The 24,736-nt window shown below is 42.9% G+C and carries 22 protein-coding genes; 9 read left to right on the top strand and 13 right to left on the bottom strand.

The window, feature by feature from the left end; translation table 11 throughout:
* The first annotated feature begins 526 nt into the window (after positions 1-526).
* Together JMV76_RS04840 and JMV76_RS04835 are read left to right on the top strand one after the other, a co-directional pair.
* Positions 527-1,189, top strand: coding sequence for a PepSY domain-containing protein (locus JMV76_RS04840; RefSeq protein ID WP_201501834.1), 663 nt, complete (start codon positions 527-529; stop codon positions 1,187-1,189).
* Positions 1,190-1,484: 295 nt separating this feature from the next.
* Positions 1,485-1,847 carry a hypothetical protein gene (locus JMV76_RS04835; RefSeq protein WP_201501833.1) on the top strand — a complete coding sequence of 121 codons (363 nt, stop codon included), beginning with the start codon at positions 1,485-1,487 and terminating at the stop codon, positions 1,845-1,847.
* Between the two features lie 9 nt (positions 1,848-1,856).
* On the opposite strand, the gene JMV76_RS04830 is transcribed toward JMV76_RS04835, so the two are convergent.
* Positions 1,857-2,168 (bottom strand): NGG1p interacting factor NIF3, encoded by a 312-nt coding sequence (locus tag JMV76_RS04830; RefSeq protein WP_201501832.1) that lies wholly within the window; start codon positions 2,166-2,168, stop codon positions 1,857-1,859.
* Positions 2,169-2,221: 53 nt separating this feature from the next.
* Positions 2,222-2,869 (bottom strand): DNA-3-methyladenine glycosylase, encoded by a 648-nt coding sequence (locus JMV76_RS04825; RefSeq protein ID WP_201501831.1) that lies wholly within the window; start codon positions 2,867-2,869, stop codon positions 2,222-2,224.
* Positions 2,870-3,163: 294 nt separating this feature from the next.
* On the opposite strand from JMV76_RS04825, the gene JMV76_RS04820 reads away from it, so the two are divergent.
* Positions 3,164-4,483, top strand: coding sequence for a short-chain fatty acid transporter (locus JMV76_RS04820; protein ID WP_201501830.1), 1,320 nt, complete (start codon positions 3,164-3,166; stop codon positions 4,481-4,483).
* Positions 4,484-4,743: 260 nt separating this feature from the next.
* Here JMV76_RS04820 and purC read toward each other — a convergent pair whose 3' ends face one another.
* The 5 genes from purC to JMV76_RS04795 all read right to left on the bottom strand — a co-directional run bounded on the left by purC (position 4,744) and on the right by JMV76_RS04795 (position 10,134).
* Positions 4,744-5,457, bottom strand: coding sequence for a phosphoribosylaminoimidazolesuccinocarboxamide synthase (gene purC / locus JMV76_RS04815; RefSeq protein WP_045443231.1), 714 nt, complete (start codon positions 5,455-5,457; stop codon positions 4,744-4,746).
* A 130-nt stretch (positions 5,458-5,587) separates the two neighbouring features.
* Positions 5,588-5,902 carry a hypothetical protein gene (locus tag JMV76_RS04810; RefSeq protein WP_227685480.1) on the bottom strand — a complete coding sequence of 105 codons (315 nt, stop codon included), beginning with the start codon at positions 5,900-5,902 and terminating at the stop codon, positions 5,588-5,590.
* A gap of 35 nt (positions 5,903-5,937) precedes the next feature.
* On the bottom strand, positions 5,938-6,843 hold the full coding sequence (gene dapA / locus JMV76_RS04805) for a 4-hydroxy-tetrahydrodipicolinate synthase (protein WP_201501829.1): 906 nt from the start codon (positions 6,841-6,843) through the stop codon (positions 5,938-5,940).
* Positions 6,844-7,281: 438 nt separating this feature from the next.
* A complete protein-coding gene (locus JMV76_RS04800) occupies positions 7,282-8,490 on the bottom strand; it encodes a hypothetical protein (protein WP_201501828.1) in 1,209 nt (402 codons plus the stop codon).
* A 279-nt stretch (positions 8,491-8,769) separates the two neighbouring features.
* Complete coding sequence (locus tag JMV76_RS04795) at positions 8,770-10,134, bottom strand: Do family serine endopeptidase (protein WP_374190047.1); 1,365 nt, start codon at positions 10,132-10,134, stop codon at positions 8,770-8,772.
* A 973-nt stretch (positions 10,135-11,107) separates the two neighbouring features.
* On the opposite strand from JMV76_RS04795, the gene JMV76_RS04790 reads away from it, so the two are divergent.
* Positions 11,108-13,480 carry a cation:proton antiporter domain-containing protein gene (locus JMV76_RS04790; RefSeq protein ID WP_227690101.1) on the top strand — a complete coding sequence of 791 codons (2,373 nt, stop codon included), beginning with the start codon at positions 11,108-11,110 and terminating at the stop codon, positions 13,478-13,480.
* A 150-nt stretch (positions 13,481-13,630) separates the two neighbouring features.
* Here the strand turns inward: JMV76_RS04790 and tmk are convergent, their stop codons facing one another.
* Both tmk and mltG read right to left on the bottom strand, forming a co-directional pair.
* On the bottom strand, positions 13,631-14,371 hold the full coding sequence (gene tmk / locus JMV76_RS04785) for a dTMP kinase (RefSeq protein ID WP_201501826.1): 741 nt from the start codon (positions 14,369-14,371) through the stop codon (positions 13,631-13,633).
* A gap of 106 nt (positions 14,372-14,477) precedes the next feature.
* The gene (mltG, locus tag JMV76_RS04780) at positions 14,478-15,770 is read right to left on the bottom strand and encodes an endolytic transglycosylase MltG (RefSeq protein WP_201501825.1); all 1,293 of its coding nucleotides are present in this window, start codon (positions 15,768-15,770) and stop codon (positions 14,478-14,480) included.
* A 167-nt stretch (positions 15,771-15,937) separates the two neighbouring features.
* Between mltG and JMV76_RS04775 the strand changes: the two genes are divergently transcribed.
* Positions 15,938-16,702, top strand: a complete 765-nt coding sequence (locus tag JMV76_RS04775) for a DpnI domain-containing protein (RefSeq protein ID WP_201501824.1) — start codon at positions 15,938-15,940, stop codon at positions 16,700-16,702.
* On the opposite strand, the gene JMV76_RS04770 is transcribed toward JMV76_RS04775, so the two are convergent.
* Positions 16,694-17,260: a hypothetical protein gene (locus JMV76_RS04770; protein WP_201501823.1), complete on the bottom strand. Its 567-nt coding sequence runs from the start codon at positions 17,258-17,260 to the stop codon at positions 16,694-16,696. The genes JMV76_RS04775 and JMV76_RS04770 overlap by 9 nt on opposite strands.
* A gap of 155 nt (positions 17,261-17,415) precedes the next feature.
* Between JMV76_RS04770 and JMV76_RS04765 the strand changes: the two genes are divergently transcribed.
* A complete protein-coding gene (locus tag JMV76_RS04765; RefSeq protein ID WP_226950341.1) occupies positions 17,416-17,613 on the top strand; it encodes a DpnD/PcfM family protein in 198 nt (65 codons plus the stop codon).
* Positions 17,614-17,619: 6 nt separating this feature from the next.
* Here JMV76_RS04765 and JMV76_RS04760 read toward each other — a convergent pair whose 3' ends face one another.
* Both JMV76_RS04760 and JMV76_RS04755 read right to left on the bottom strand, forming a co-directional pair.
* Positions 17,620-18,606 carry an aminotransferase class IV gene (locus tag JMV76_RS04760; RefSeq protein WP_227690099.1) on the bottom strand — a complete coding sequence of 329 codons (987 nt, stop codon included), beginning with the start codon at positions 18,604-18,606 and terminating at the stop codon, positions 17,620-17,622.
* A gap of 3 nt (positions 18,607-18,609) precedes the next feature.
* Positions 18,610-19,278, bottom strand: coding sequence for a hypothetical protein (locus JMV76_RS04755; RefSeq protein WP_201501822.1), 669 nt, complete (start codon positions 19,276-19,278; stop codon positions 18,610-18,612).
* A gap of 444 nt (positions 19,279-19,722) precedes the next feature.
* Between JMV76_RS04755 and aroE the strand changes: the two genes are divergently transcribed.
* Entirely contained in the window at positions 19,723-20,583 is an 861-nt protein-coding gene (aroE, locus tag JMV76_RS04750; RefSeq protein ID WP_201501821.1) for a shikimate dehydrogenase, read from the top strand.
* Between the two features lie 95 nt (positions 20,584-20,678).
* On the opposite strand, the gene JMV76_RS04745 is transcribed toward aroE, so the two are convergent.
* On the bottom strand, positions 20,679-21,806 hold the full coding sequence (locus tag JMV76_RS04745) for an FUSC family protein (protein ID WP_201501820.1): 1,128 nt from the start codon (positions 21,804-21,806) through the stop codon (positions 20,679-20,681).
* Between the two features lie 398 nt (positions 21,807-22,204).
* Here JMV76_RS04745 and JMV76_RS04740 point away from each other — a divergent pair, with 398 nt between their 5' ends.
* On the top strand, positions 22,205-24,025 hold the full coding sequence (locus tag JMV76_RS04740) for an acyl-CoA dehydrogenase C-terminal domain-containing protein (RefSeq protein ID WP_201501819.1): 1,821 nt from the start codon (positions 22,205-22,207) through the stop codon (positions 24,023-24,025).
* 191 nt (positions 24,026-24,216) lie between these two features.
* On the top strand, positions 24,217-24,699 hold the full coding sequence (locus tag JMV76_RS04735; protein WP_201501818.1) for a hypothetical protein: 483 nt from the start codon (positions 24,217-24,219) through the stop codon (positions 24,697-24,699).
* The last annotated feature ends 37 nt before the right edge of the window (positions 24,700-24,736 follow it).

The raw sequence follows: 24,736 nt of genomic DNA, 5'->3' as shown, positions 1-24,736 counted from the left end.
TTTCCCATGCATCCTTGCATAATATTCAGCACATTGTGATACTGGGCATCCTGCCCTTTTTACTACAACTACCAGCATTAACTACTGATAGCAGCAAAGGGTATGTGTCCTTACTCCACTTATCATTATCATCCTGATGGTAATAAGTGAATCATTATCCTTAATGCGGTCAACTCAATCCTTGAGTCACATTCCCTAATGCCGTGTGACTATAATGCCTAATTCCTAACCTGATGTTAAGTGGCGTAAGCGTCATTACGTGTAAGCATATGCTTACATGATTCATATTCGTTGCTCTGATTACAACTTATTAACGCAAAAGACACTAATCATCAAGCTTTGTCCATTATGATAGATAATGTAAGAAAATATTTCAAAGCGCATGATGGTAATGACGATGGTAATAATTAATTTGCCAGTAAGTTATGAGTACGATTATATGAAAAATTTACAGAGTGCGTACGTGCTCGGCTATCACCAGCAATAATGCGACGGGTAATTTAAAAATATTATAGGATATTGGATCATGAAAACTCTAAAGCCTTTCTCATTTAAGACCGTTATATCTACTGGTCTTGCGGTTGCATTATTGGGTACTACAGTTGGGTGTGCCGTCGTCGGTCCAGGGTATGATAATTACCCAGTATATGGTGGTAATGATGATTATGGTAACGCTGACTACAACCGCATTAGTCAAAAGCTACGCGCTGATCTGCGCCGTAAAGGCTATCAGGTTATGGATATCAAATCCGATAACTACCGTGGCAATCGCACAATGACCGCTTATGCCAAAAAGAACAACCAAGCATACGAGCTAAAATACACGTATCCCGATCTAAAACTTATTAGCTCAAATAAAAAAGCTTGGTCTAATGTATGGCAAGACGATAGATATGACAAAGACCATTACAACAAAGACAAATATAAAAATAATGGCAAGCATAAGAATAATAAGCACTATAAGAATGATGATATCGAAGATAGCATTAAAAGAGACTCGCGTTATCCAGCAATTAAGCAACGTGCAATCAATAAAATACAAGGCATGGGCTATCGGGTCAAAGACATTGAGCTGGAAGAAAATAACGGACGCGGCGTGTTCGAGATTGAAGCCAAGCGCGGCTCGCAAGAATATGAAATACGACTTGGTTACCCAAACTTAAATGTGATTAAGATTGAAAAAGACTAGAGCATATCCTCCATTCAATTGATAGTTATAGTCAATCCTATATAAATCAGATACGGTATCAGGCTCGCTTAGTCTACTATTTGTAGTGCTTTCGCTTGCCTTCCTTGAATCTAAATTATATTGAACCGACTATATCTAAGTGCGCTAAAAATGAGAGTAGCAAAATAAAGCTATTAAATAAAGTTTTGGCATCGTTTATTACTTGATGCCTTTGGTCAAATAAGCCAGCCCTTGGTTTATTTGACCCTTTTTTATAAGAGCAGCAAAAACATCTTTGACATCATAAGAGGATTTGATGAACCCCCATACTTTATTAAAAACCACTACTAGCGCCAGTATGATTGCAGTGTTGCTGACGATAACGACTGGCTGTGCCACCGCACCTGGTTATAATGCTTACGGCGACCTTTATGAAGATATTTATAAAGACAGTAAGGTCTACAAAAAGCACAAGAAGACTATCAGCTCCATTGATAAAGAGCTTTATCAGCCTGCTATCGAGCAAAGGGCTGCCAATAAAGTCAGCAATATGGGTTATCGAGTCAAATACAAAAAAGGTGACAGTAAAATAAAAGTAAAAGCCAAACGCGGCAGTGAAGATTACAAAATCGAGCTTGGCTATCCGAGTTATAACGTGATCAAGATCAAAGAGGACTAATAGCTAACCCTAAAAGTCTAGTACTTCAATCACATCATAGGCAGGCATTTCATAAGGATGCACCTGCTTTAACACCTCGATGACCTGTTTAATATCAGCATCAGCCACTACCATTTCTACCCGCCACTCCTCAACGGTTTCCAGTTGATTATGTGCTCCAATATTCGGATTACTGCCTGCCAGTGGCATAAACTGCCCTATTCCCTGCACTTGCCAACAGCACTGTTCATAATTGCCAATCATCCCCGCGCCTGCCGAAAATAAAGCGGACTTTACCTGCTCTAATGCTGTATCTGGAATAAAAACCGTCAGTTTATACATGTATTACTTCCTTCCAGTCTATTTAGAAAAACAGCCATCAACTATCAATCTTACTATTTTTTGGATAACGAAGGATGGTCAGTCCAAATGTAGCGCAATAACCACTCTTTTGCCTCGCCCGCATAATCAATGCCAATCCGTGGACGCAGCGATACTGGTGGCTTACAACCGTCTTCTTCTACCCAAACGGCTGATGCTGGATGAATAGATTTGCCATACAAGTCACGGTCGATTTGTAAACGCTTGGTCAGCTTACCGGGACCAGCGAACTGCTTGGGATGAATCAGTTGTTGATCTAAGTTCAATAATTGCTCATCTCGCAGGCGGTCACTATCTTCTGCTAAAAACCCTGCGCGTATCAGCACTGACTCAGGGGAGTCGAGAGCACCACTGATTAAATTGAGCATATGATGGACACCATAAGTCAAATATACATAAAAAACGCCACCTTGCTCATACATGATTTCAGTACGCGGCGTACGGCTGCCAGCATGTGAATGACAAGCGGAATCGCCCGCACCGATATAAGCTTCAGTTTCTGAGATGCGCATACGCAATATTTTAGTTGTGCCATCCGTATCTAACAGCTTTCTACACAGCACTTTACCTATTAAGTCAGCAGCGACCACACAGGTTGGTCGAGTAAACCATGATGGCTCTAAAATAGTAGGCTGCGCCGTGGAAGTTTGAGGCGTTGACATTAGTAATGGCCTTTTATACTTTTTGTATTATTGAATAATTAGGGCGTGTGTAATATTTGACCATGGCACTGACAGTACCGATTTGTGACTGTTCCACATACCCTAATAAGTTAGCATAAAAATAAAGCAAGATATGGCGCACAGTGTTTAAGGAATGTTTAAACAAACCTTGCAAGGTCGGTATAGCATTCAAAAAGATGATTTCTGCTGAATGAATAAGCATAAAAAAGTAAGAATGAGGTAACATTGGAATGAGGAATGAAACGTAAACTTAGACAAAAAGGAAGTCAAAAAATGAAAGGGATTACACGCTTCTCGAATAGCTTGATGGAAAAATATCTACCAGATCCATTTTTATTCGTCATTATTTTAACCTTGGTTATTTTTGTAATGGGCTTAGGTTTAACCGACTCTTCACCGGTACAGATGGTGGCGTTTTGGGGTGAAGGCTTCTGGGCTTTGCTGGCATTCTCAATGCAAATGGTTTTGGTGCTAGTAACTGGTTTTGTATTAGCAAGCAGCCCCATATTTAAAAAAGGTCTGGGTAAACTTGCCAGTTTCGCACGCTCGCCAGGTAGTGCGATTATACTGGTTACCTTAGTATCGCTTGCAGCAAGCTGGATTAATTGGGGATTTGGCTTGGTCATTGGGGCATTATTTGCCAAAGAGCTGGCCAAGCGTGTCGAAAATGTCGATTACCGTTTATTGATTGCCAGCGCCTATTCTGGATTTATCATTTGGCATGCCGGATTCTCTGGGTCGATTCCATTATCCATTGCAACAGCAGGCCATCCCTTCGTTGATAAAATCGGTGTTATTCCAACAAGTGCGACCATCTTTGCTAGCTATAACCTAATTATCGTTGCAGCATTGGTTATTATCGTCCCTTTATTAAACCGTCTGATGATGCCAAAAAAAGAAGATACGATTACGGTAGATCCAAAAATTCTAGTAGATCCTATCTCTGAGGATCTGCCAGCCAAATCGGATATGACACCAGCAGAACGTTTAGAAAACAGCTGGATTTTATCAATGGTCATTGGCGTATTGGGCATCGCCTTTATCGTGTATTATTTCGCACAGAACGGTTTTGCTCTAACGCTCGACTTGGTTAACTTTATGTTCTTGTTTCTTGGTATTATATTTCACGGTACACCTCGCAAGTATTTGATTGCAGTTCAAGAAGCGGTTAAAGGTGCAGGCGCTATCATCGTCCAATTTCCTTTTTATGCAGGCATTATGGGAATGATGACAGCTTCAGGGTTGGCAGGTGTGATGTCAGAAGCTTTTGTCAACGTTTCAACAGCGGAGACGCTACCACTTTTTGCTTTCCTCAGTGCAGGACTCGTCAACTTTTTTGTTCCTTCAGGTGGTGGACAATGGGCAGTACAAGCACCAATCATGTTAGAAGCGGCGGAAATGTTGGGTAGTGATCCGTCACGAGTTGCTATGGCTGTAGCATGGGGTGATGCTTGGACAAATATGATTCAGCCATTTTGGGCATTACCAGCACTTGCGATCGCAGGTCTAAAAGCCAAAGATATCATGGGTTTTTGTGTCATCGTGCTGATTGTCAGTGGTGTTGTGATTGGTTTAGGACTCTTGTTTTTATAATAAATCCTATAACTCCAACCTTAACTATTTTAATAAAGAGGTTGTTCTTATCTTTAGATAATAATGAAGTAAATCAAATAGCAGTGGAGCTATTCAGAATAGCCATATTTGATAATAACGACTACCTTTAGGTCAAAGCCTTTATATTATTAGTCGTAAGATAAACACGAAGATTAATTTAAAATCACAAAAAAACTGAGCACATGGCTCAGTTTTTTTTACGCTAAAGATTGACCTGCAGTGCAGTGCCAATCAAACATCTAGCTTAATGGCACACCAATACGGTTAGCCACTTCTTCATAAGCTTCAATGACATCGCCTAATGATTGACGGAAGCGGTCTTTATCCAGCTTCTTCTTAGTCGTCTTGTCCCAAATACGGCAGCCATCTGGTGAGAATTCATCCCCTAAGACGATACGGTCATGGAACACACCAAATTCTAGTTTGAAATCAACTAGTATCAAATCACCTGCTTCGAATAACGCCTTTAACACCTCATTTACTTGATGAGTCAGCTCTTCCATTCTTGCCAGTTGTGCTTCGGTTGCCCAGCCAAGAGACACAGCAAGTGACTCATTGACCATTGGATCACCCAGCGCATCATCTTTATAAAACAATTCATAAGTAGGCGGCGTCAATGCTTGCCCTTCTTCTAAGCCCAAACGACGAACCAAGCTGCCCGCAGCAAAGTTACGAACCACGCACTCAACTGGAATCATCTCTAAACGCTTGACCAATACTTCATCTTCAGACAATTGCTTTTCAAAATGCGTTTCGATACCAGCATCAGCCAGTTTTTGCATGATGAAAGCGTTAAAACGATTATTAACGACACCTTTGCGTGCTAATTGCTCAATACGCTTGCCATCAAGCGCTGAAGTATCATCACGGAAATGTAGAATCAAAAGATCATTATCTTCAGTTTCATAGACAGATTTGGCTTTGCCTTTATACAGCAGTTGTTGCTTTTGCATTAAGGGAGTTCCTGTTCGTTCAAGCTTATGTGGTAAAAACGCGCAGCGACCGCTGATTTTTGTATGACAGAATGAATAATATTTACATTAATCACTGTAAAATGTCAGCGGTATAAATAAGGAAATAGCTTTAATTCGAAGGACTACTGACAGCGCGCTCAGGCTTCGGTAGCTGGTACTGATTACCTGATTCGTTCTGTAATTTCAGCGTATTTGCACCAGCATTAGGAGTTGCATACAAAGGTACAAAAGGCGCTGGTTCTTTGTTAGCAGGCAGCTCTATTGGCACAAGCTTCTTGCTTTGCTGATATTCTAAGCTACCATTGTCACGCTTACCAAGTAAGTTTTTAGCACTTTGGCAACCGCTCAATACTAAGGTGCTTCCCAATATTAAGGTCAGCAGCGCAGGGAATATTTTTGCAGTCGGTGATGATGTTTTCATCATATTATCTCTCTGAGTTAGCATTTACACGCATCATTTTATAATAAGTTCGCACGCACCAAGGCTTCATCAATAGTGGCATGATGTTGTTCAGCCAACCATACCAAAGGCAGACGAATACCAGTATCTATCATACCCATTTTATGAAGCGCATATTTGGCTGGGTTAGGACTTGACTCAATAAACAAGTCACGGTGTAAATGCTTGACCACATCATGTGCTTTATGAGCCGCATCAAAATCACCACGAAGCGCGGCTGTAAAAGTCTCGCTCATCGCTTTCGGGGCGACGTTGGCAGTGACTGAGATATTACCTTTACCACCAAATGTCATCAAATCAAGCGCCGTACTGTCATCGCCAGATAGCACGACGATTCTATCGCCCACTGCTTTGATCAATTGCTCACCGCGAGCGATAGAGCCTGTGGCATCTTTAATCGCGACGATATTATCGATATCAGCCAGACGTTCTACCGTCTCTTGTGCAATATCAACGACCGTACGTCCTGGCACATTATAAAGCATCTGCGGGATATTCACCGCGCGCGCGATAGCCTTATAATGTTGGTATAAGCCTTCTTGTGGCGGCTTGTTATAATAAGGCGCAACCAATAAGGCACAATCTGCACCAGCGTCGGCAGCATCTTGGGTCAGCTTAATGGCTTCCATCGTATTATTGGCACCTGTTCCAGCAATCACTGGTACACGACCTTTGACATGCTGAACAAAGTAGCGAATGACATCGCTGTGTTCTTGCATAGATAGGGTCGCTGACTCGCCAGTAGTACCAACGGCAACGAGACAATGCGTGCCTTGCTCAATCTGCCAATCTATGAGATCCGCCAGACGTTTATAATCGACCGTGCCGTCAGGATGCATGGGCGTTACCAAGGCTACCATTGAGCCTTGTAGTCGGGTTTTGATCTCGTCGTATGCTGTGCTCATAACCGTGCCTTACTGTATTATCCTAGCTTTTTTCAAAGCTGTCACATGATAGGTCGTTGGCAAGTGTCAATGATTACGTCTACACCTGTACTCATATTGTGTACATTCATAGGCGCCATTGGCAATATCTTGCTTGATATTAATGCTGAGTATTTTTTATGATCAATCTTTTTCTATGATAAAAGCGTTCGCAATATAAATGCTAAAAATCGTCTTAGCCTTATTTTTGCCAATGACCGACAACGCTTATTTAATACTAAAAATAGAATAATAAAAACGCCTGCTAGTGTAGCATATTTTGATTTGACCGCTATCAATCAATTAACGTTCAATCAATTGAATTGCTGACATGCCATTACAACCTACAAACCAACAGCCTTATTATTCAACTCTCAGTTTAGCGCAATGAATCAGCGCTGATAAGTCTTTTGAGTCATGTTAACGAATCGTCAACACATCGATAGTGGGGCGATACAAGCGAAAAGGCAGCCCTCGTGTACCGATACCGCTACTGACAAATATCTGCGCACTGCCGTGTTGGTATAAACCTCGCTGCTTGCCCATGCGGCTATTATTTAACAGGGTTGACTGCTCGCTACTACGTGCGATATTTTTTTGTTTTTGTGCCAACCATATATTTTTTTGAATCGCCTTTGCTGCACCAGTAATCAATAGTGGTCGTGGTTGTAAGGATTTTGGCAAATCGCTAATACTATCAAATCGTGAAGCCAAGATGATGACGGGCTTCGTGGTATTAGCAATTTCAGCACCAAGTGCGGCTTTATCAGACGCATTTGCACCTTCAATATCAGCAAACTGTTTAGGAATATCTTGCCAGCCGCAAAGCACGGCGACGGTTGGGCTATTTTCCAAATTTTGCTGTCTAAAACCCTCTTTACTATTTTTAGAATAGCTCGCATCGGGCATTACTGAAAGCGCATTAGTAGCCCCAGTACATTTGAGTGGCAGCGAGGTACACTGCTGACCGATATAGCTGATATCAAGCACATCAAAGGCACTAGACAACGTATCTTCTAATAGCGGCTGTCCTTGTTTAGTTGTATTAATCGATTGATAACGCAAGTCTGAGGTACTCATCACTGTATAAATAGGCTTATTAACCCCTTTAAACAACATGAGCTGACCCACTAAATCAGCACTTGGGTAATACAACCAGTCGCCCGTAATCAGCACCGCATCTGCTGGTAACGCATTGATGGTAGCAACCAATTTACGAATATGACGCGGCTTGCCGCTATACAAGCCTATGCGTAAATCAGCCAATACGGCAACCGTCAGCGGTGTGGATAAATCTAAGTCGATTGCATGATGATCTAAACGTAAACGATTGGGTTGTATCACCACAGTATAAAAATAGAACCCCATTGCAAATATAGCCACTAGCACGAGTGGCAGTGATAGCTGCGCCAGTATCGGCAGCATGTCTTGCGACCAACCTATCACCAACAGCAAAGCCCAAACGGGCATAGTATAGGCAACATAATATAGTGCCAATTTAAACCAAATACGCATGAAACGTTTGGTAGGATTGGCATTGAACGTTTGTAATCCTGACCACAGTATAATATACGCGAGCAATACTGCTACCGTAGAGATACTTAGGATATAAAGAGCATGGTCAGTCATAATTACCTGATGGTTACGGGAGGGTATGAGCCTAGCAACTGGCTTACCCTATATTAGAACGTATAGAGCGATAAATAAATCGCTCAATGAATAAGTTAGTGACAGTGTTAAATTATTTTAAGTCATGGTTAAAAAAATCAGCCATTATAGGGGTCGAGCTCTATCATAGACAAGTAGAATTATTGACGCGCCTGTTATGCCATGCTCAATTGCTGCCCCGACTACCCATTACTCCTACCAAGCTATCAAAGCTATCAAAGCTATCAAAGCTATCAAGGCTTACTCAATACGTAAGCCAATAATCGCGGGAATACCTTGGCGGATAATTTCAATGGTTACTACGCCTTTTTTGGGCAATGATGAGATCGCGCTTGAAAAATCCGTGACCTTTTTAATTGGCTTTTGGTGGAAATTGGTAATCACATCACCTGCCAATAGACCTGAGCGCGCCGCCAATCCCGTTGGGTCAACTGTGGTGACCAAAATGCCCGTCTTATTATCCACTGCGATTTCTGCTTGCTCATCAGCGGTCAAGTTACGTAAACGCAAGCCTAACTGCACCTCATCATTCTGCTGATCGCCGCTTTGTGCTCTCACATCATTGGGCGCATAAGTGAGTTTACCGCTGATGGTCATCTGCTTACCATTACGCTGAATCTGTGCGCGGAAGCTATCGCTCGGTTTGGCACGATTGAGCAAGTTTAATAAATCTGAGGCGCGCATAATTTGCACTTCATTATATTGCAAAATGATATCGCCAGGTTTTAGACCAGCTTTTTGTGCAGGTGAGTCTGGTGATACTCTTGTCAGTAGCGCACCTTGAGGACGATCTAAGTTATAAGCTTCTGCTAAATTGCGATCGATGTCTTGTGGATAAATACCTAAATAAGCACGTACCACTTCGCCATCGGTTTTTAACTGCTCGTAAATATCCATCGCCGCATCAATCGGAATGGAAAACGACAGACCCATGTAACCACCAGTACCACTAAAGATACGCGAATTAATACCAATCACTTCACCGCGCTGATTAAATAGTGGTCCGCCTGAGTTACCAGGGTTCAATGCCACGTCTGTTTGGATAAATGGCACGCTAGTATCGCGTGAAAAACTGCGTGATTTAGCACTGACAATGCCCGCCGATGCAGAGTAATCAAAACCAAATGGCGAACCAATGGCTAGTACTGGTTCTCCTACTTTCAGAGCATTTGAGTCGCCAATAGGCAAAGCAGGAAATTGGTTGCCCGAAACTTTTAGTACAGCCACATCAGAGCGCTCATCACTACCAACCAAGGTTGCATCAAGCTCTGTTCTATCGTTAAGAGTGACAGTGATTTTATCAGCGCCCTCCACCACATGATGGTTGGTCAGCATATAACCATCGGCTGTGACAAAAAAGGCCGTGCCATAAGCATGCTCAATCGCTGGCGTGGCAGCCTGATCAGGAATACGTAAACGATCACCAAAGAACTGCCGCAACAATTCGGCTGTTTGGGCTTTGGCAAGCTCAGCCTCGCTGACGGTCTTGGTGACATTTACGCGAGCAACGGCTGGGGTAACTTGCTGTACTAAATCAGAAAAATCCGCCGTAGTGACGACAGCTTGGGCGCTTGCCATGGCGGTGGCAGTGACGCCAGTAACCATCGAGGTACTGACAGCAAGCACCAGCGCACTACGTTTTAACCAATGCGGCACACAAAACTTAGATTGCGCTGTAAGCATATTGATAGGCATGTTGTCCTCCATATAAGTAATCGTTGTTATTTTTAGTGGTTATGTTTTGGCTACTATCGCTAGTGACGTGTATACGATATTTTAATTTTAACCAAGCCCGTATATGACAAACGTTGCATCGGCACTGAATGTTACGGCGGCCAACCTTTTTAGTCGCCATCTAGTCGTTTATTAGATTACTGTTTTTTATACCCTTATGCCATCGACCATTCGCCTTTCCTTATATAAACACCCCAAAACAATGATAATCCTCGCTAGGTGCATGATAAAGACGGCTACTGTATGATAAGTCATCGTGCTATTTTGTCATTATTCCGATCATGTAGGATAACCCAAGGCGCAATTATTTGACCCAGTTATTGTATATTTTTATCGCTGCCTACTGATATCGTGCTATATACAGCCTTGCTCAGCATGAAATAAAAGCATGTTATGATAGCAAGCCAAATAAATTTTTAAGCAAACTAAAGTCTATAAATAATCATTATTGACTATTGTTTTATGAAGCTGGCTATTATCACCCTTATTTTTCATCTTTTGCATCACTAGAATAATGCGATGGTCGATTCAAGATAAATGGATAAAAAAAAGTCGCGTGACAGTACTATCAATAATAGACTGAGCGAGCTTGATGCCATATACGATTTATATAAGATTGACTATTTTTTCTAGCAATGCTTTTGTCTTTACTACTCTATAGTAGTTATATCATATCTAGCTCATGTTGTGATTCATGATGGATACCATTGTCGTCGCTTACGTTTCATAGAGATGTGTCTCTATAGCGAGTAGCGTCAACTTATTACTATACTACTGGCAGCCGCTACTCTAAAAAAGCGGTTGATAGCTATAAAATACGACAAGATTATAAAAGGATCAATTTATGGATACCGCCCTATTATTATCTGGCGTGGTTGGGATTGGCATTGCTGCCCAATGGTTGGCTTGGTATTTAAAGCAACCGTCCATTTTATTTTTATTACTGATTGGCATTATCGTGGGCCCAGTGCTGGGAGTCTTCGATCCTGACTTGGTGCTGGGGGAGCTGATGTTCCCCTTCATCTCTTTGGGCGTGGCGATTATCCTATTTGAAGGCTCGCTGACGTTAGAGTTTGACGAGATTAAACAGCATGGCACCGTGGTGCAAATGCTGGTGTCGGTCGGTGTACTTATCACCATTGCTATCGTGGCGTTATCGACTTATCTCTTATTTGACGTCGATCCACTGATTGCTTTGCTGTTCGGTGCGCTCGTGTGCGTCACGGGTCCAACGGTGATTATGCCGCTATTACGTAGTGTGCGTCCCAATAAGACCATCTCTAATATCCTCAAATGGGAAGGTATCATCATTGACCCAATCGGCGCTATTGCCGTGGTTTTGGTTTATGAATACATCATCTCAGGCGGCGAAGCCAGCAGTATCTTATTGTTTGCCAAAATCGTGGTATTAGCGACAGCGATGGGTATGGCAGGCGCTTGGCTGCTTGCCTTCTTGATGCGTCGGCATATGATTCCTGAATTTTTACGCAATGTCTTTACGCTCGCCTTTGTCTTAGTGTTATTTTCAGTATCGAACCATTTAGAGCATGAGTCTGGGCTATTGACAGTCACCGTATTGGGCGTGGCATTGGCGAATTGGCCAAAATTCCCACGCGATACGATTTTAGAGTTCAATGAATCTTTAACCATCCTTCTTATCTCTGTGCTGTTTATTATCCTTGCAGCACGTGTAGAGCTGGAAAGCTTACTTAGCGTTGGTTTCGCAGGTCTGGTGTTACTTGCTATCGTCATGTTTGTGGCGCGACCTTTATCCGTTTGGGCATCGTCTATTGGCTCAAACTTAAAGACCAATGAAAAGCTGATGATTAGTTGGATTGGGCCACGTGGTATCGTCGCTGCGGCTATTTCATCGTTGTTTGCGATTCGTCTGCAAGAGTATGATATTCAAGGTGTTGAACTGCTTGTACCCTTAGTATTCATGGTCATTATTGGCGCGGTTATGATTCAGGGCTTGGGGGCGAAAATAGTCGGCAACTTGCTGGGCGTCCGTGAGCCTGAGACTAATGGTATTCTTATCGTCGGCTCAAATCCCATTGCGCTTTTGGTAGCAACTTCTCTAAAAGATCAGGGCTTTGATGTCATCGTCGCACACAACAACTATACCAATATTGCCCGCGCACGCATGAGCGGTCTGCGTACTTATTTTGGCAATCCTATCTCTGATCATGCCGATCATCATCTTGACCTGATCGGTATAGGTCGTCTGTTTGCCATGAGTATGGACAAAGAGATGAATACCTTGTCTGAGATTCATTATCGTCATGAATTTGGTGAGCGCAAATTGTACCGTCTCAAGTTCAGCGACGAAAAAGTCAAAAGCGAGCGCGATGATAAGCAAGGCAACTTCCACTCGCAGTGGCTGTTTGGCAAAGACGTCACCTATACCAAACTTGCCAGCATGCTGTCGAAAAAAGCCCGTATCAAGATTACCAACATCACCGACAGCTACAGCTTTGAGCAATACAAAGCCGACAATAAGCAATTCGTGCCGCTGTATACAATCGACAAAGAAGGCAAGCTACACGTCATTACCGATAAGTTTGATGGCATCGTGCCACGCGATCGCAAACTCATCTCACTGGTAGTGGAAGATGAAGTACAGCCAAAACCTGTCGACGTGACACCTAAACAAGAGCAGGCGCGACTGGCAGCTGATGCTAACTTTGAGTCCAGCTCAAAAGCACCTGAAAAGCGTAAAGAAAAAGAGCTGAGCGATGATAATGTTAATGCAACAGAACAATCCATTGCCACTGATAGCGACAGCGCTAAAGAAACAATTGCTGAGCAGGCAATCACTGAGCAAAATGCACATACTGAGGTATCAAACCATTCGAGCAGCAATGCTGAAACTAAAACCACGCCAGACACCTTAAATGACAAAGTGATAGCGTCAAAAGATAAGTCTATTGACGTCGTTAATAAAGGCGTCATGTCAGCCAACTCGACAGCGACTTCGAAGGCAATTCCTAAAAATAAGGTGTCTAACAGCAGTAGTACGAATGGTAATGGCAACGCACCTAAAACCAAGAAGGGCGCGCTCGATCCAAATCGTTTACCCGACTCTAGTCAAGATAATACAACCAATGCAAGCTCTGATGGCGATATTACTAAAGGCGATATCACTAAAGACAACATTAACAAAGACAATATTCAAGAAATTTCAGATAATAAAGCTGTGAATAAGCAGGATAAATAATCGTTGCCACAGCTTTGATTTAACACAGTTTTGACAATATCTTGACAACTGCTTTAATACTTTGTAAAAAATAATAGTTTATAAAACACGAAAGCCCCAACGCAATGTTGGGGCTTTTTATTTGGCTAGGTGATGGCTTTATAAAATCCGTTACGAAACATCAAATCTGCCTTGTACCGTCTGCCATACTCGCGCGCTCACCTCATCGGCGCTGCCTGATGCGTCAATACGCTGTATCCGTTCGGGGTGCTGAGTCGCCAGCGTGTTAAAGCCTTTATGCACCCAAGTAAAAAACTCGGTCGCTTGCTGCTCAAATCTATCAGCGGCGCTACGTTTATTAGCGCGTGTCATACCTTCTAATACGGGCAAATCTAGCCACAATGTCAGCTCAGGTAGTTGCGGCACAAACTGCTCGATAAGCGATTCAATTTTGGCTCGTACCACCGCATCGCCATGTGCCCGCCCAAAGCCCTGATAAGCAATGGTAGAATCGGTAAAACGATCGCATATTACCCACGTCCCACGTTGTAGCGCTGGCAAAATCACTTGCTGCATATGGTCGCAGCGCGCCGCAAATAGTAGCAATAGCTCTGTATCATCATTGATATCGGTCGCAGGGTCCAATAATATCGCGCGCAAACGTTCTGCAAACAGGCTACCACCCGGCTCACGGGTACGCAGATACGCAATATTGTTATCGTCTAAGCGTGTGCACAGCTGCTCAATGGCAGTCGTTTTGCCTACGCCCTCAGTACCTTCAAAACTGATAAAGCGCCCTTGATTGAGTGCGATATCATTGATGTCATTGCTTGCTTTGGGCTGACTTGTTTTGGGCTGACTTGCTTGCGACTGGACTGTTTGAGATACATGGTTTTGTATAGATGCTGACATGATATGACCTTATGTCATTGATGAGCGTTATGTCTTTATGTCTTTATGTAGACAGTTGCATAACGCTCAGTTCACGATAGGTTTTGAGAAAAGATAGAGGATTAAATTACTGCGGCGGGGTTTGTGATTTTTTCTCACGCATGACGCCGAGATATTCTTTTACCGCTTGATTGTGCGCCGCCAAGCTATTGGTAAATTTGTGCCCGCCATTACCCGTCGCTACAAAGTACAATGCATCACTATCTGCTGGGTGCAAGGTCGCTTCGATAGAGGCAGCAGATGGTAGCGCGATAGGTGTTGGCGGTAGGCCATCAATTTGATAGGTGTTATAAGCCGTTTTTTCATCAATGTCTTTACGGCGAATGTTGCCTTCATAGCGACTGCCCATACCATAGATGATGGTCGGATCGGTCTGCATTCGCATGCCTTTATCTAAACGATTTCTAAACACCGCAGAGACCAAAGGACGCTCTTCTGCCACACTGGTTTCTTTTTCGATAATAGAGGCCATCACTAACGCCTCATAAGGCGTCTTATAAGGCAAATTGGGCGCACGATTTTCCCACGCTTCAGTCAATACTTGCTGCTGACGCTTATATAAATCGGTCAGTACCTGCTTATCAGTGCTACCTTCACCATAATAATAAGTGTCAGGGGCAAACCAGCCTTCAAGATTGTGATTGACGATAGGGTCGCTACTATTGATCACTTCATTTGGCAATATACCGACCAAATCCAACGCTTGAGCAATACCAGCATTGTCTCTATCATTGCCACTATCGTCGGTCAGCACCTCTTTTTTGATGCCTTTATTGTCCCTCAATGTTTGATATAAATCTTTAGAGGTTTTGCCTTCGATGATTTGCACCTTTACCATCGATGCTTTTACCCCTTGCCCAAGTATATGTAGCGTTTCAGCAAAGGTAGGGTTTTCTGGTAATTGATAAATACCAGCATGTAAGGGCCCATCGACTTGTGTTTTCATATAGAGCTTGGCAATCGTGGCAGAAAACAGCGGGATTTGCTGTTGCCACTGCGGCAGTAAGCCATAATAGCTCTGACCCTGCTCAATGGTGACCATTTGCTTTGGCTGCTCAATCCGCCCAAACAATGTCTGATAGACCATCACTAAGAAAAACGCAGCGATAAGCCCCAACACTAGCAACACTTGATAACCACGCTGCATAAAGAACGATTGATTATCCGCTTTATATTCGCGTGGCTTAGCCGCTCCACTGATGAGTGACACATCTGTCGCTGGCGTTTCCTCTACTCCATCAACTGCTGGTTGCGTGTCTGGTAGTGTGGTATCGACACGCTCCTCAACACTGCTATCTGGTTTATTCGATTGCGTTTCATTAGGACGTTCAGGAGGCGTTTCAGATGTAGGCTTGCTCATGGCAACTCGCGAGGCAGAAGTTTGCTAGAATTTAGCACTGAACCGTGCGATTTTCAATGGTATTTGCTTAGCTTACCAATTATCTTGGTATTTACGCCTGCTGATATGGGCTAATATTTCTACCTTATTTTGGTGTTTTTCCTTTTCTCTAATAACGAAAACTGGTTATGAACCTACATTTTAATCAAAACCTTGCCAAAAATTACAAGTCGCCTAGTCAAATCATTAGAGTACTCAGTGAAGATTGGGTTGCTAAGCAAAGTTACTGCCCTAATTGCGATGCTGAACCATTGGCGGAATTTACTAACAATCAGCCTGTCGCTGACTTTTATTGTGCAAATTGTAATGAGCAATATGAGCTAAAAAGTAAGCAAGCAAAGTTAAGCAACATTATCAATGACGGCGCTTATGACACCATGATTGAGCGTATCAGTAGCGACAATAATCCTAACTTTTTCTTTTTAACCTATTCTCAAGAATATAGCGTTCATAACTTCTTAATCATTCCCAAGCAGTTCTTCAAGCCTGATATGATTGTCAAACGTAAGCCTTTATCAGTCTCTGCTAAACGTGCCGGTTGGGTTGGTTGCAATATTGATTTGCGACAAGTGCCCGAATCAGGCAAAGTATTTTTGGTTAAAAACCAGCAAGTCATACCACGCGATAATGTCACCGAGCAATTTCAAAAAACCTTGTTTTTACGCGAGCAATCTACGACCTCACGTGGTTGGACGTTAGATGTTTGGCAATGTATTGATAAACTGAACGTTAATTTTTCTCTCAATCAGGTTTATGCGTTTGCTGAACTATTAAAGCTTAAGCATCCCGAAAACAATCATATTAAAGATAAAATTCGTCAGCAGCTACAAGTGTTACGTGATAGAGGCATTATTGAATTTATCAGTCGCGGGCATTATCGAAAATTATATTAAACGTTTCTCATTGAATCGCTCAGGCCTTGGTTTTCCCTCATTATCACGGTACACGTCTGCAATTAAATCATCTCTATCGTCCCATAAAGGTAAACGTGCCGTTGCAACTAAACGGCCATGACACTTATGCGGTGGATACTCTCCATCAATTTCATCATTGATTTTAAAAAAGTGCTCTTCACGATAATCGACGTAAGCGTGCATTCTATTTTTAACATATTTATTCCAATACCAGACCAGCTGGATAGCTGTGCGCGCGGGCTGAGTAAACTGTTTTAAGTTGACTGTCAGCGCACGTGTGACTGGTTCGTCGTTAGGAAAGACTCTAATACGTTGCTCGATAACTTCTTCTCTTGTTTCTGCGTACTCAAACACACTGCCAAACGCAATAAACTTTTTAAAGTCTTTCAAATACATAACACCGAGCGATAATTTAGTGAATCTTGATAAGTGAATAATTTCATCAGGTTGTTTTTTTGCTAATTTGCAAATCTCATCAAAAATTAATAGTCGACGGATTTGTAAAGGTATTCGTTCATCTTCGTAGATGTAGTCCATGGATATCTCTCCTTATCAAAACACTATCATTGATCGATTTTCCTTATCGCACAAGTCTACGTAACAAAAGACGATCACTTCTTTTTAAGCGCCTTTACTAACCTAGAATATATAAATACTCAAGAAATTTTGATAAGCATATATCGGGAATAGTAATGATGAAAGTAGATAAAAAACTGAAAAGAGCCTTTCAGATAGAGATTGTCGAGACGTTGAATAATATAGTGGAGGTTAACGCAGAGAACGAGCAAGAAGCACTATTAAAAGTGCGAGATATGTATCGCAATGAGGAAGTTATTTTGTACCAAGATGACTTTATTGATACCAAGTTTAATATTTTTAAATACGATTAGAATCGCTTAAAAATCCACCACTTCACCCGATAATAACGTCAGGCTAGTCATTGGCATGACACCGCGCAGCGCATTGCAAAAGAATAGCTGGCTTAGTCGTGGCAAATCCTCATCTTTTAATGATCTGATAATGACGGGATGTTTGCTAGTCGATAACGCATCGATAAGCACTTGCCGCATCACGCCAGCGACGCCCGATTGCGCCATGGATGGTGTATACCATTGACCAGTGGTTAGATAGTTTGCATTGTCTTCATAAAGCGGTAGCGTAGACAATTTTTCTGATGCCGTTTTTTCTGATGATAGTGTTGATAAACGCGAGTCTGATAACTGATAAAAGACATTGCTCATCGTACCTTCAACCCAACGACCACTCATATCTCGTAGCAGCCCCTCACTGATGCTTGGTTTAATATTGTCTTCCAATACTTTGGCTTTGATGCCTTGTAGCTCACCACTTGCCAGCACATTATCAAGGCGATTGAGGCTTTTGAGTCCTGCTAATGGTGGCGGTAAGCAGGCAAGCTGCGAAGATAGGCAAATGGCAGAACTGATAGGCTGCATCGGGATTAAGCATCCATCAGGCAAGCGTAATTGCTCAGTCGTAGTGACGGTCATCGCAGAGGATTTCAGCCAAATCTCACAAGCGCTACCAGACGTGGTTGGCACATAGCCATAACCACGGACATCTTGCACGGCGCGAGTCACCATCAGTTTCAACATGCCTTGTTGTAGTTGCTCGGCATGCGTCCGTATTATAGCCAATACAGAGTGACTGTCGAATTCAAGTTGTAAAGCTTCAGCATGGGAAATAAGGCGCTGCTGATGATGAGCCAACCACAGTATTTGCCCATCGATGACCCCCATCGTGGTAAAAAATCCATCGCCATATGCCAACCCACGATTGTCTAGCGATACTGTGCCTGAGCTATCCGTCGTAGCACTTGATGGATGTATGCATAGCCAATTATTGAGCGGCATGATAGCGAGCACAGCTTACCTCTTATCTGTTTGGGCAGCAGATTTATTGATGACCAGCATACAACTATAAAACTCACATTTTGCCAGTTCTATTTTTTGACCACCGATGACTTTATTTTTGATAATTTGACCATTAAGCATATCAGAAATCAGTTGTCCGCCCTCATCACCCATCAGTTGGCGGGCAAGCTTATGCGCTTTTTCAGCATGGTTTTGACTTATCTCTTTTTCTTTATCAGAGTCAGTAGGATTGGCAAAGTACCAGCCCAGTTCGAGATACTTTTCAGAATCAATCAGATCCAAATACGGCGCATCGGTATCCATAAAACGATATTTGGCGGCTGGATTACTGGCATAGTCGAGGCTGTTCTCATCAGTGCTCATGACCTTGCCAAAAGTCGCTTTGATCTCATCTAAATTATCGACGTTCAGTGACGCTACATTTTTAGTGCCCCATCCCGCAACGTCATATTTCACTTGTGTACCTTGCTGAGCAGTAGCGCCGTCTAAATCGGCGTTCGTCGCAGCATTGTCCTGTACTAGCGCATCGTCAGCGACGGTTTGCTCGCTCATATCGGCATCTTGGTTTTGGGCGTCGTCTTTACTGCTATCACAGCCACTAAGCGACACGCCGACTGCCATTATCGTACCGACCAAGAGGGTCTGTAGGCTATTATTCCACATGGGCAATTTACTCACACTTTTAGATGATTCTCAAAATAGTATTAACGAGCAGGCAGATAGGCCGCTGATAATGGACATTATATTTTATAAACAAGCGTTCTTATACTTGGTATTGTATGACTCAGTTTGTTATGTCAGTTTCTTATGACTTGGTGTTTGACAGTTCAGTTACTGATAGTTATGCAACTGCCAAAATATCAATATAAAAATTTCATGCTCTCTAGTTTACCCAACTGCTTAACACTTGACCACCCTTTACGTTACGGATAACGCTCCCAGACAGTACAGATTTGTTAAAGACCTAACCTGTCAAAAAACCTACCTATTCAAGTGTTTACTTGTTAGACCACCGATTTGTCAAATATTGCGTTATCCCTTATGATGATTGCATATCAATGCCCTTCCGCTGATTAATTTTTGCCTCTTACCGCAAGCAGACCCATTATGACCCAGCATTTTATCGTTATCGGCAATCCCATTGCCCACAGCAAATCCCCTGAAATTCATACGTTATTTGCAGCGCAGACGGGCATTGAGATTAGCTATCAACGCCAATATTGCCCCGATGATGTAGCCAGTTTTACCGCGGTGCTTGAGGCGTTTTTTCAGGGTGGTGGCGTTGGAGCCAACGTGACTGTACCTTTTAAACAAATCGCTTATGACTGCTGCGTGGCGCGCGGTGGTTTATCGGAGCATGCCAAAGCTGCAGGCGCAGTCAATACGCTGTTACTAAATAAAGCGCTGGTGAAAAGTGGCGTGCCAATCACCGAGGCATTGTATGGCGATAATACCGATGGACAAGGACTGGTCAATCACATCGTAAGTTTGGGTTGGCCATTGAATGGTGCACGTGTGGCACTCATTGGTGCAGGCGGCGCAGCACGTGGGGTGATATTGCCATTGATTGAAGCCGGTATCGCACATCTTACGATTGCCAATCGTACGCTGAGCAAGGCAACAGCGTTAGTCACTGAGCTTAGCGCGGCAAGCACTGCTATTCATGAGCAGCAGATTGAAACTTGTCGCACAGCGGATTTAAATGGAAAGTTTGATATTATTATCAATGCGACTTCTATTGGTTTATCAGCAGATACGCTACCACTAAGCGACACGCTAAACGGTGACTATGCTTATGACATGATGTACGGACGCACGCTGCCGTTTTTGCAGCATTTTTCTGCACGTGGCGCGCAGATTTCTAATGGCTATGGCATGCTCATCGGGCAAGCAGCGCTAAGTTTTGAGCGTTGGACAGGTCATACGATCGATGTTGCGCAAGCGACCGAAGCGTTACACAATCGTTAATCGAAAATTGATATGAAAAAAGTCGCATGAACTTAGCTCATGCGACTTTGATTAATACTTGATTTCAAACGTACTGATGATTTGACACTCATCAATTAGCCAAAGCGCGCCAGCAGCCAGTTTTCGATACGCCGTAGTGGTATGCGTAAGTTGGTTGAATGCATTACTACTCCGCCGCTCAGACCCACCAAGCAGCCAATCACGGTATCAAAAAGGCGCGTGCGAATCACTTCTTGATAGGCGGACTCAGAAAACGGTAAACCACTGCCGTATTCTGCAATAAATATCGTCAACGGCGTGATAAATATGACTGCCAAACCATAATGTCGATCCACCAACGTCTCGATACAAAGCATCATCGTCAGTATCGCCAGTGCCACCCCCCATATTGATAATCCCCAAGACAACATCCAACTCGCCAAAACCACGCCCAATACTGTACCAAGTAAACGATGTATTTGCTTAATCCACATGGTACGCAAATGAATACCTTGGATAATCAAAAAGCAACTAACTGCTGCCCAATAGGGGTTGGACAGCTGTAAAGTAACGGCTATGAGCAAGGCTAAACTGACAAAACTGGCGACAATCAAACTTTCAGTAATGGTATCTGGCTCGTAGCTATAAGTAGGCGTCGGCGTCGCTGGGCGCGTTGCTAATAAAAACAACGAATAAAGCAATGCCATCACTAAAGCAAAGCCACTGCCAAGCATCACCAGTCCAGTTGCACGTAAGATGTCTTCCAAAGGTAGCGGTATAAATAGCGCAATAGCACCTGCCATCATCACAAACAGTCCCGCTGGCGGTGGCTGACGATAATAACGTCCAAAAATCACAATACCAAACGCCATTAGCGTAAATATCGGCAGTTTTAATAGCGGGATTTGCTGAGCAATTAGACCGAGCGCAAAGCACAGCGACATGGCAAAACCCCAAGCCATCACCGTCACCAATCGATACGGCAGCTTGCCCACTAACGGTATATTCAAAATAACCATCGCCCCCAAAGACGCTTTAATGCCTGACGATAAAGCATCAAAATAAGCGCCCACAAACACGGGGAAGCTAATCGCAATCGCCGCGATAATCGGCATATGCCACGGTCTCTTACTACGGTTCACTGTCAGCAAATGCGCCAGCTCGCCATCAATTAAAGCCTTTATGCGAGCAAATAACGCTGTCAGCCAAGATGCTCGCGTTGCCTCGCGCTTGGATGCGCTCATAATTGGCTTTCCTTATATCGTAAATGCAGTTAAAAAATATTTTTCTGATACGGTCACATCTATCATAAATAGCTACTTAACCACAGACACTAATAAAAATCGAATTCATCAATACATAAATTAATGTTTTGATTTAAAATATTAATTATGAATATTAGTTATTAGTTATATATTTGTCGCTATAGAAGATTTATACTGACAGTAACGCCGCGACAGCTGTTTTTTATCAAGGATGCCTTAACGGTAATCAAAATGGATGAGCTGTTTTTGATAAATCTGAATGACGAGCCGTGATATCGTCTATTCTTACCCCAAATAATTAAACACCCTTTTACATGAAACGTGGCTCAAATACCGAGCTAGCCATTTATGATAGCGAATAACTAAAGAGAGCGACTATGTTAACTTACAAAGCACCTTTACGTGATATCAAGTTTTTAATAAATGATGTTTTCGACTTTCAAACTCATTATAAAGATTTGGACAATGGCGAAAATGCCGATCCTGAAACCGTTGATATGATTCTTCAAGGGATGGCAGATTTTGCTGAAAATGTCTTAGCGCCTTTATATCAGCCAGCAGATGCTGAAGGTTGTCATTTTGAGAATGGGGTTGTCACAACCCCTAAAGGCTTTAAAGAAGCTTATGATCAATTTGTAGAAGGCGGCTGGCAGGGTATTTCTTACCCTGAAGAGTACGGCGGTATGAACTTACCGACCTCATTGAACTTAATTAAAGCTGAAATGATCGGTACGGCGAACTGGCCATGGGCAATGTATCCTGGTCTATCAACTGGCTGTATTAATACCATTATGCAATATGGTACCGATGAGCAAAAAGAAACCTACTTGCATAAATTGGTCGAAGGCTCTTGGGCTGGTACCATGTGCTTGACTGAACCACAATGTGGTACGGATTTGGGTCAAGTTAAGTCTAAAGCTATTCCACAAGATGACGGCTCTTATAAGCTTAGCGGTACTAAGATTTTCATCTCAAGTGGTGAGCATGATTTAACGGAAAACATCGTTCATATTGTTTTAGCACGTTTGCCAAATGCACCAGAAGGCACACGCGGTATCTCATTATTTATCGTACCGAAATTTTTACCAACTACTGAGGGTGAAATTGGCGAGCGTAATGGTGTGACTTGTGGATCGATCGAACACAAAATGGGCATTAGCTCATCGGCTACTTGTGTGTTGAACTTTGATGATGCCGTGGGTTACTTAATTGGTGAGCCGAACAAAGGTCTAAAAGCTATGTTCACCTTTATGAACACAGCCCGTATTGGTACTGGTATCCAAGGTTTGGCGCATACTGAATTGTCATTCCAAAACGCGCTGCCGTATGCAAAAGATCGCCGTTCTATGCGCACCTTATCAGGCACGAAAGAGCCTGAAAAAGTTGCTGATGCCATCATCAACCATGCTGACGTACGTCGTATGCTATTGACCCAAAAAGCCTTTGCCGAAGGCGGTCGCTCGATGATTTATCATTCTGCGCGCTATGCTGATAAAATGGCACAGGGTATCATCAATGGCGATGATGAAGAGTTTGAAAAATGGGATGACAAATTGGGTTTCTACACACCAATCCTAAAAGGCTTCCTAACTGAACTAGGCATTGAAGCGGCCAAACACGGTCAGCAAATCTATGGCGGTCATGGTTATATCAAAGAATGGGGCATGGAGCTAATTGCTCGTGATGCTCGTATCGCCACCATGTACGAAGGTACAACTGGTATTCAAGCATTGGATTTACTCGGTCGTAAAGTGATCTTGCAGTCTAAAGGCAAAATCATCCGTGATTACACCTCAAGCATTATGAAATGGTGTGGTGAGTATGCACTTGATAAAGACATGCGTAAATTTGTTTGGGCGCTCACCAAGCTATGTGCTGAGTGGAACACACTGACTGTACGCTTGATGCTAATGGCACGTAAAGACCGTGAGATCATCTCTGCTGCATCAGACGATTTCTTGATGTACTCAGGCTATGTCATGATGGGTTATCATTGGGCGCGTATGGCAGCGGTCGCTTATGACAAGCTAGAAAATGGCGGCGCTGAATCACCAGAATTCTACAAAGCTAAGATCCAAACGGCTGAATTCTACTTTGATAAGTTGTTACCACGTACCTCAGGGCATGCCGAAGCCATGGTTGCACCAAGTGACAGCATGACAGCAATGAAGATTGAGAACTTTGCTTTTCTAGACTAAGTTTTTTAGACTAAGATAGCATCACAATTAAGCAGTAATTAATAAGAAAAGCGCCTAGCATGTAGGCGCTTTTTTATGCTTAACTAAAAGTACAGACGTTCTCATTAAAGCCTATCGATAATAAATATACATCATAGATGAGGGTTAACGAGTAATTCATTATAGATAAACGGCCATTTTAGGAGCCAATAATGTTATCCATTGATTATCAAAAAACTTCTTTAGCCTCATTATCTATACGAGTACTACTGCTCAGTACAGCACTGATCAGTTTTAGCGCAACTAGTGCTACGGAGCTGGCTAAAAACCCTTACGTTCCTATTAAATTTGCCCAAGGTGCGATCAGTAGTACGGTCACTGGCAAATTAAGCCCCAATGAAGATGGGCGCTGGTATCGCTTTGATGCCACCAGCTGGCAATATGCCGTTATTAATATTGCACCACTTACTGGTACGCCTGAGACCGCCAATGTCGGCGTATTACATATGCCAAACGGTACGCAAGATGGCAGCAAAGGCGGTATCGTGTATCAAGGCTGCCTACCCGCAACCGGAGAATATCGCTTACGCATTGCCCGCAACTTGATGGCGACTGAAAACAAAACGGCTGGTTATAAGGTTGAGGTAATGATATTACCCACATATGCCAGTAAATCGCTATGTGAATACTTATAACGATTGATGAATCGTTGTTTCGGACGATATCAGCATT

The sequence above is a fragment of the Psychrobacter cibarius genome, from assembly GCF_904845955.1.
GTDB lineage: Bacteria > Pseudomonadota > Gammaproteobacteria > Pseudomonadales > Moraxellaceae > Psychrobacter > Psychrobacter cibarius_B.
This window is presented reverse-complemented; position numbering and strand designations above follow the sequence as displayed.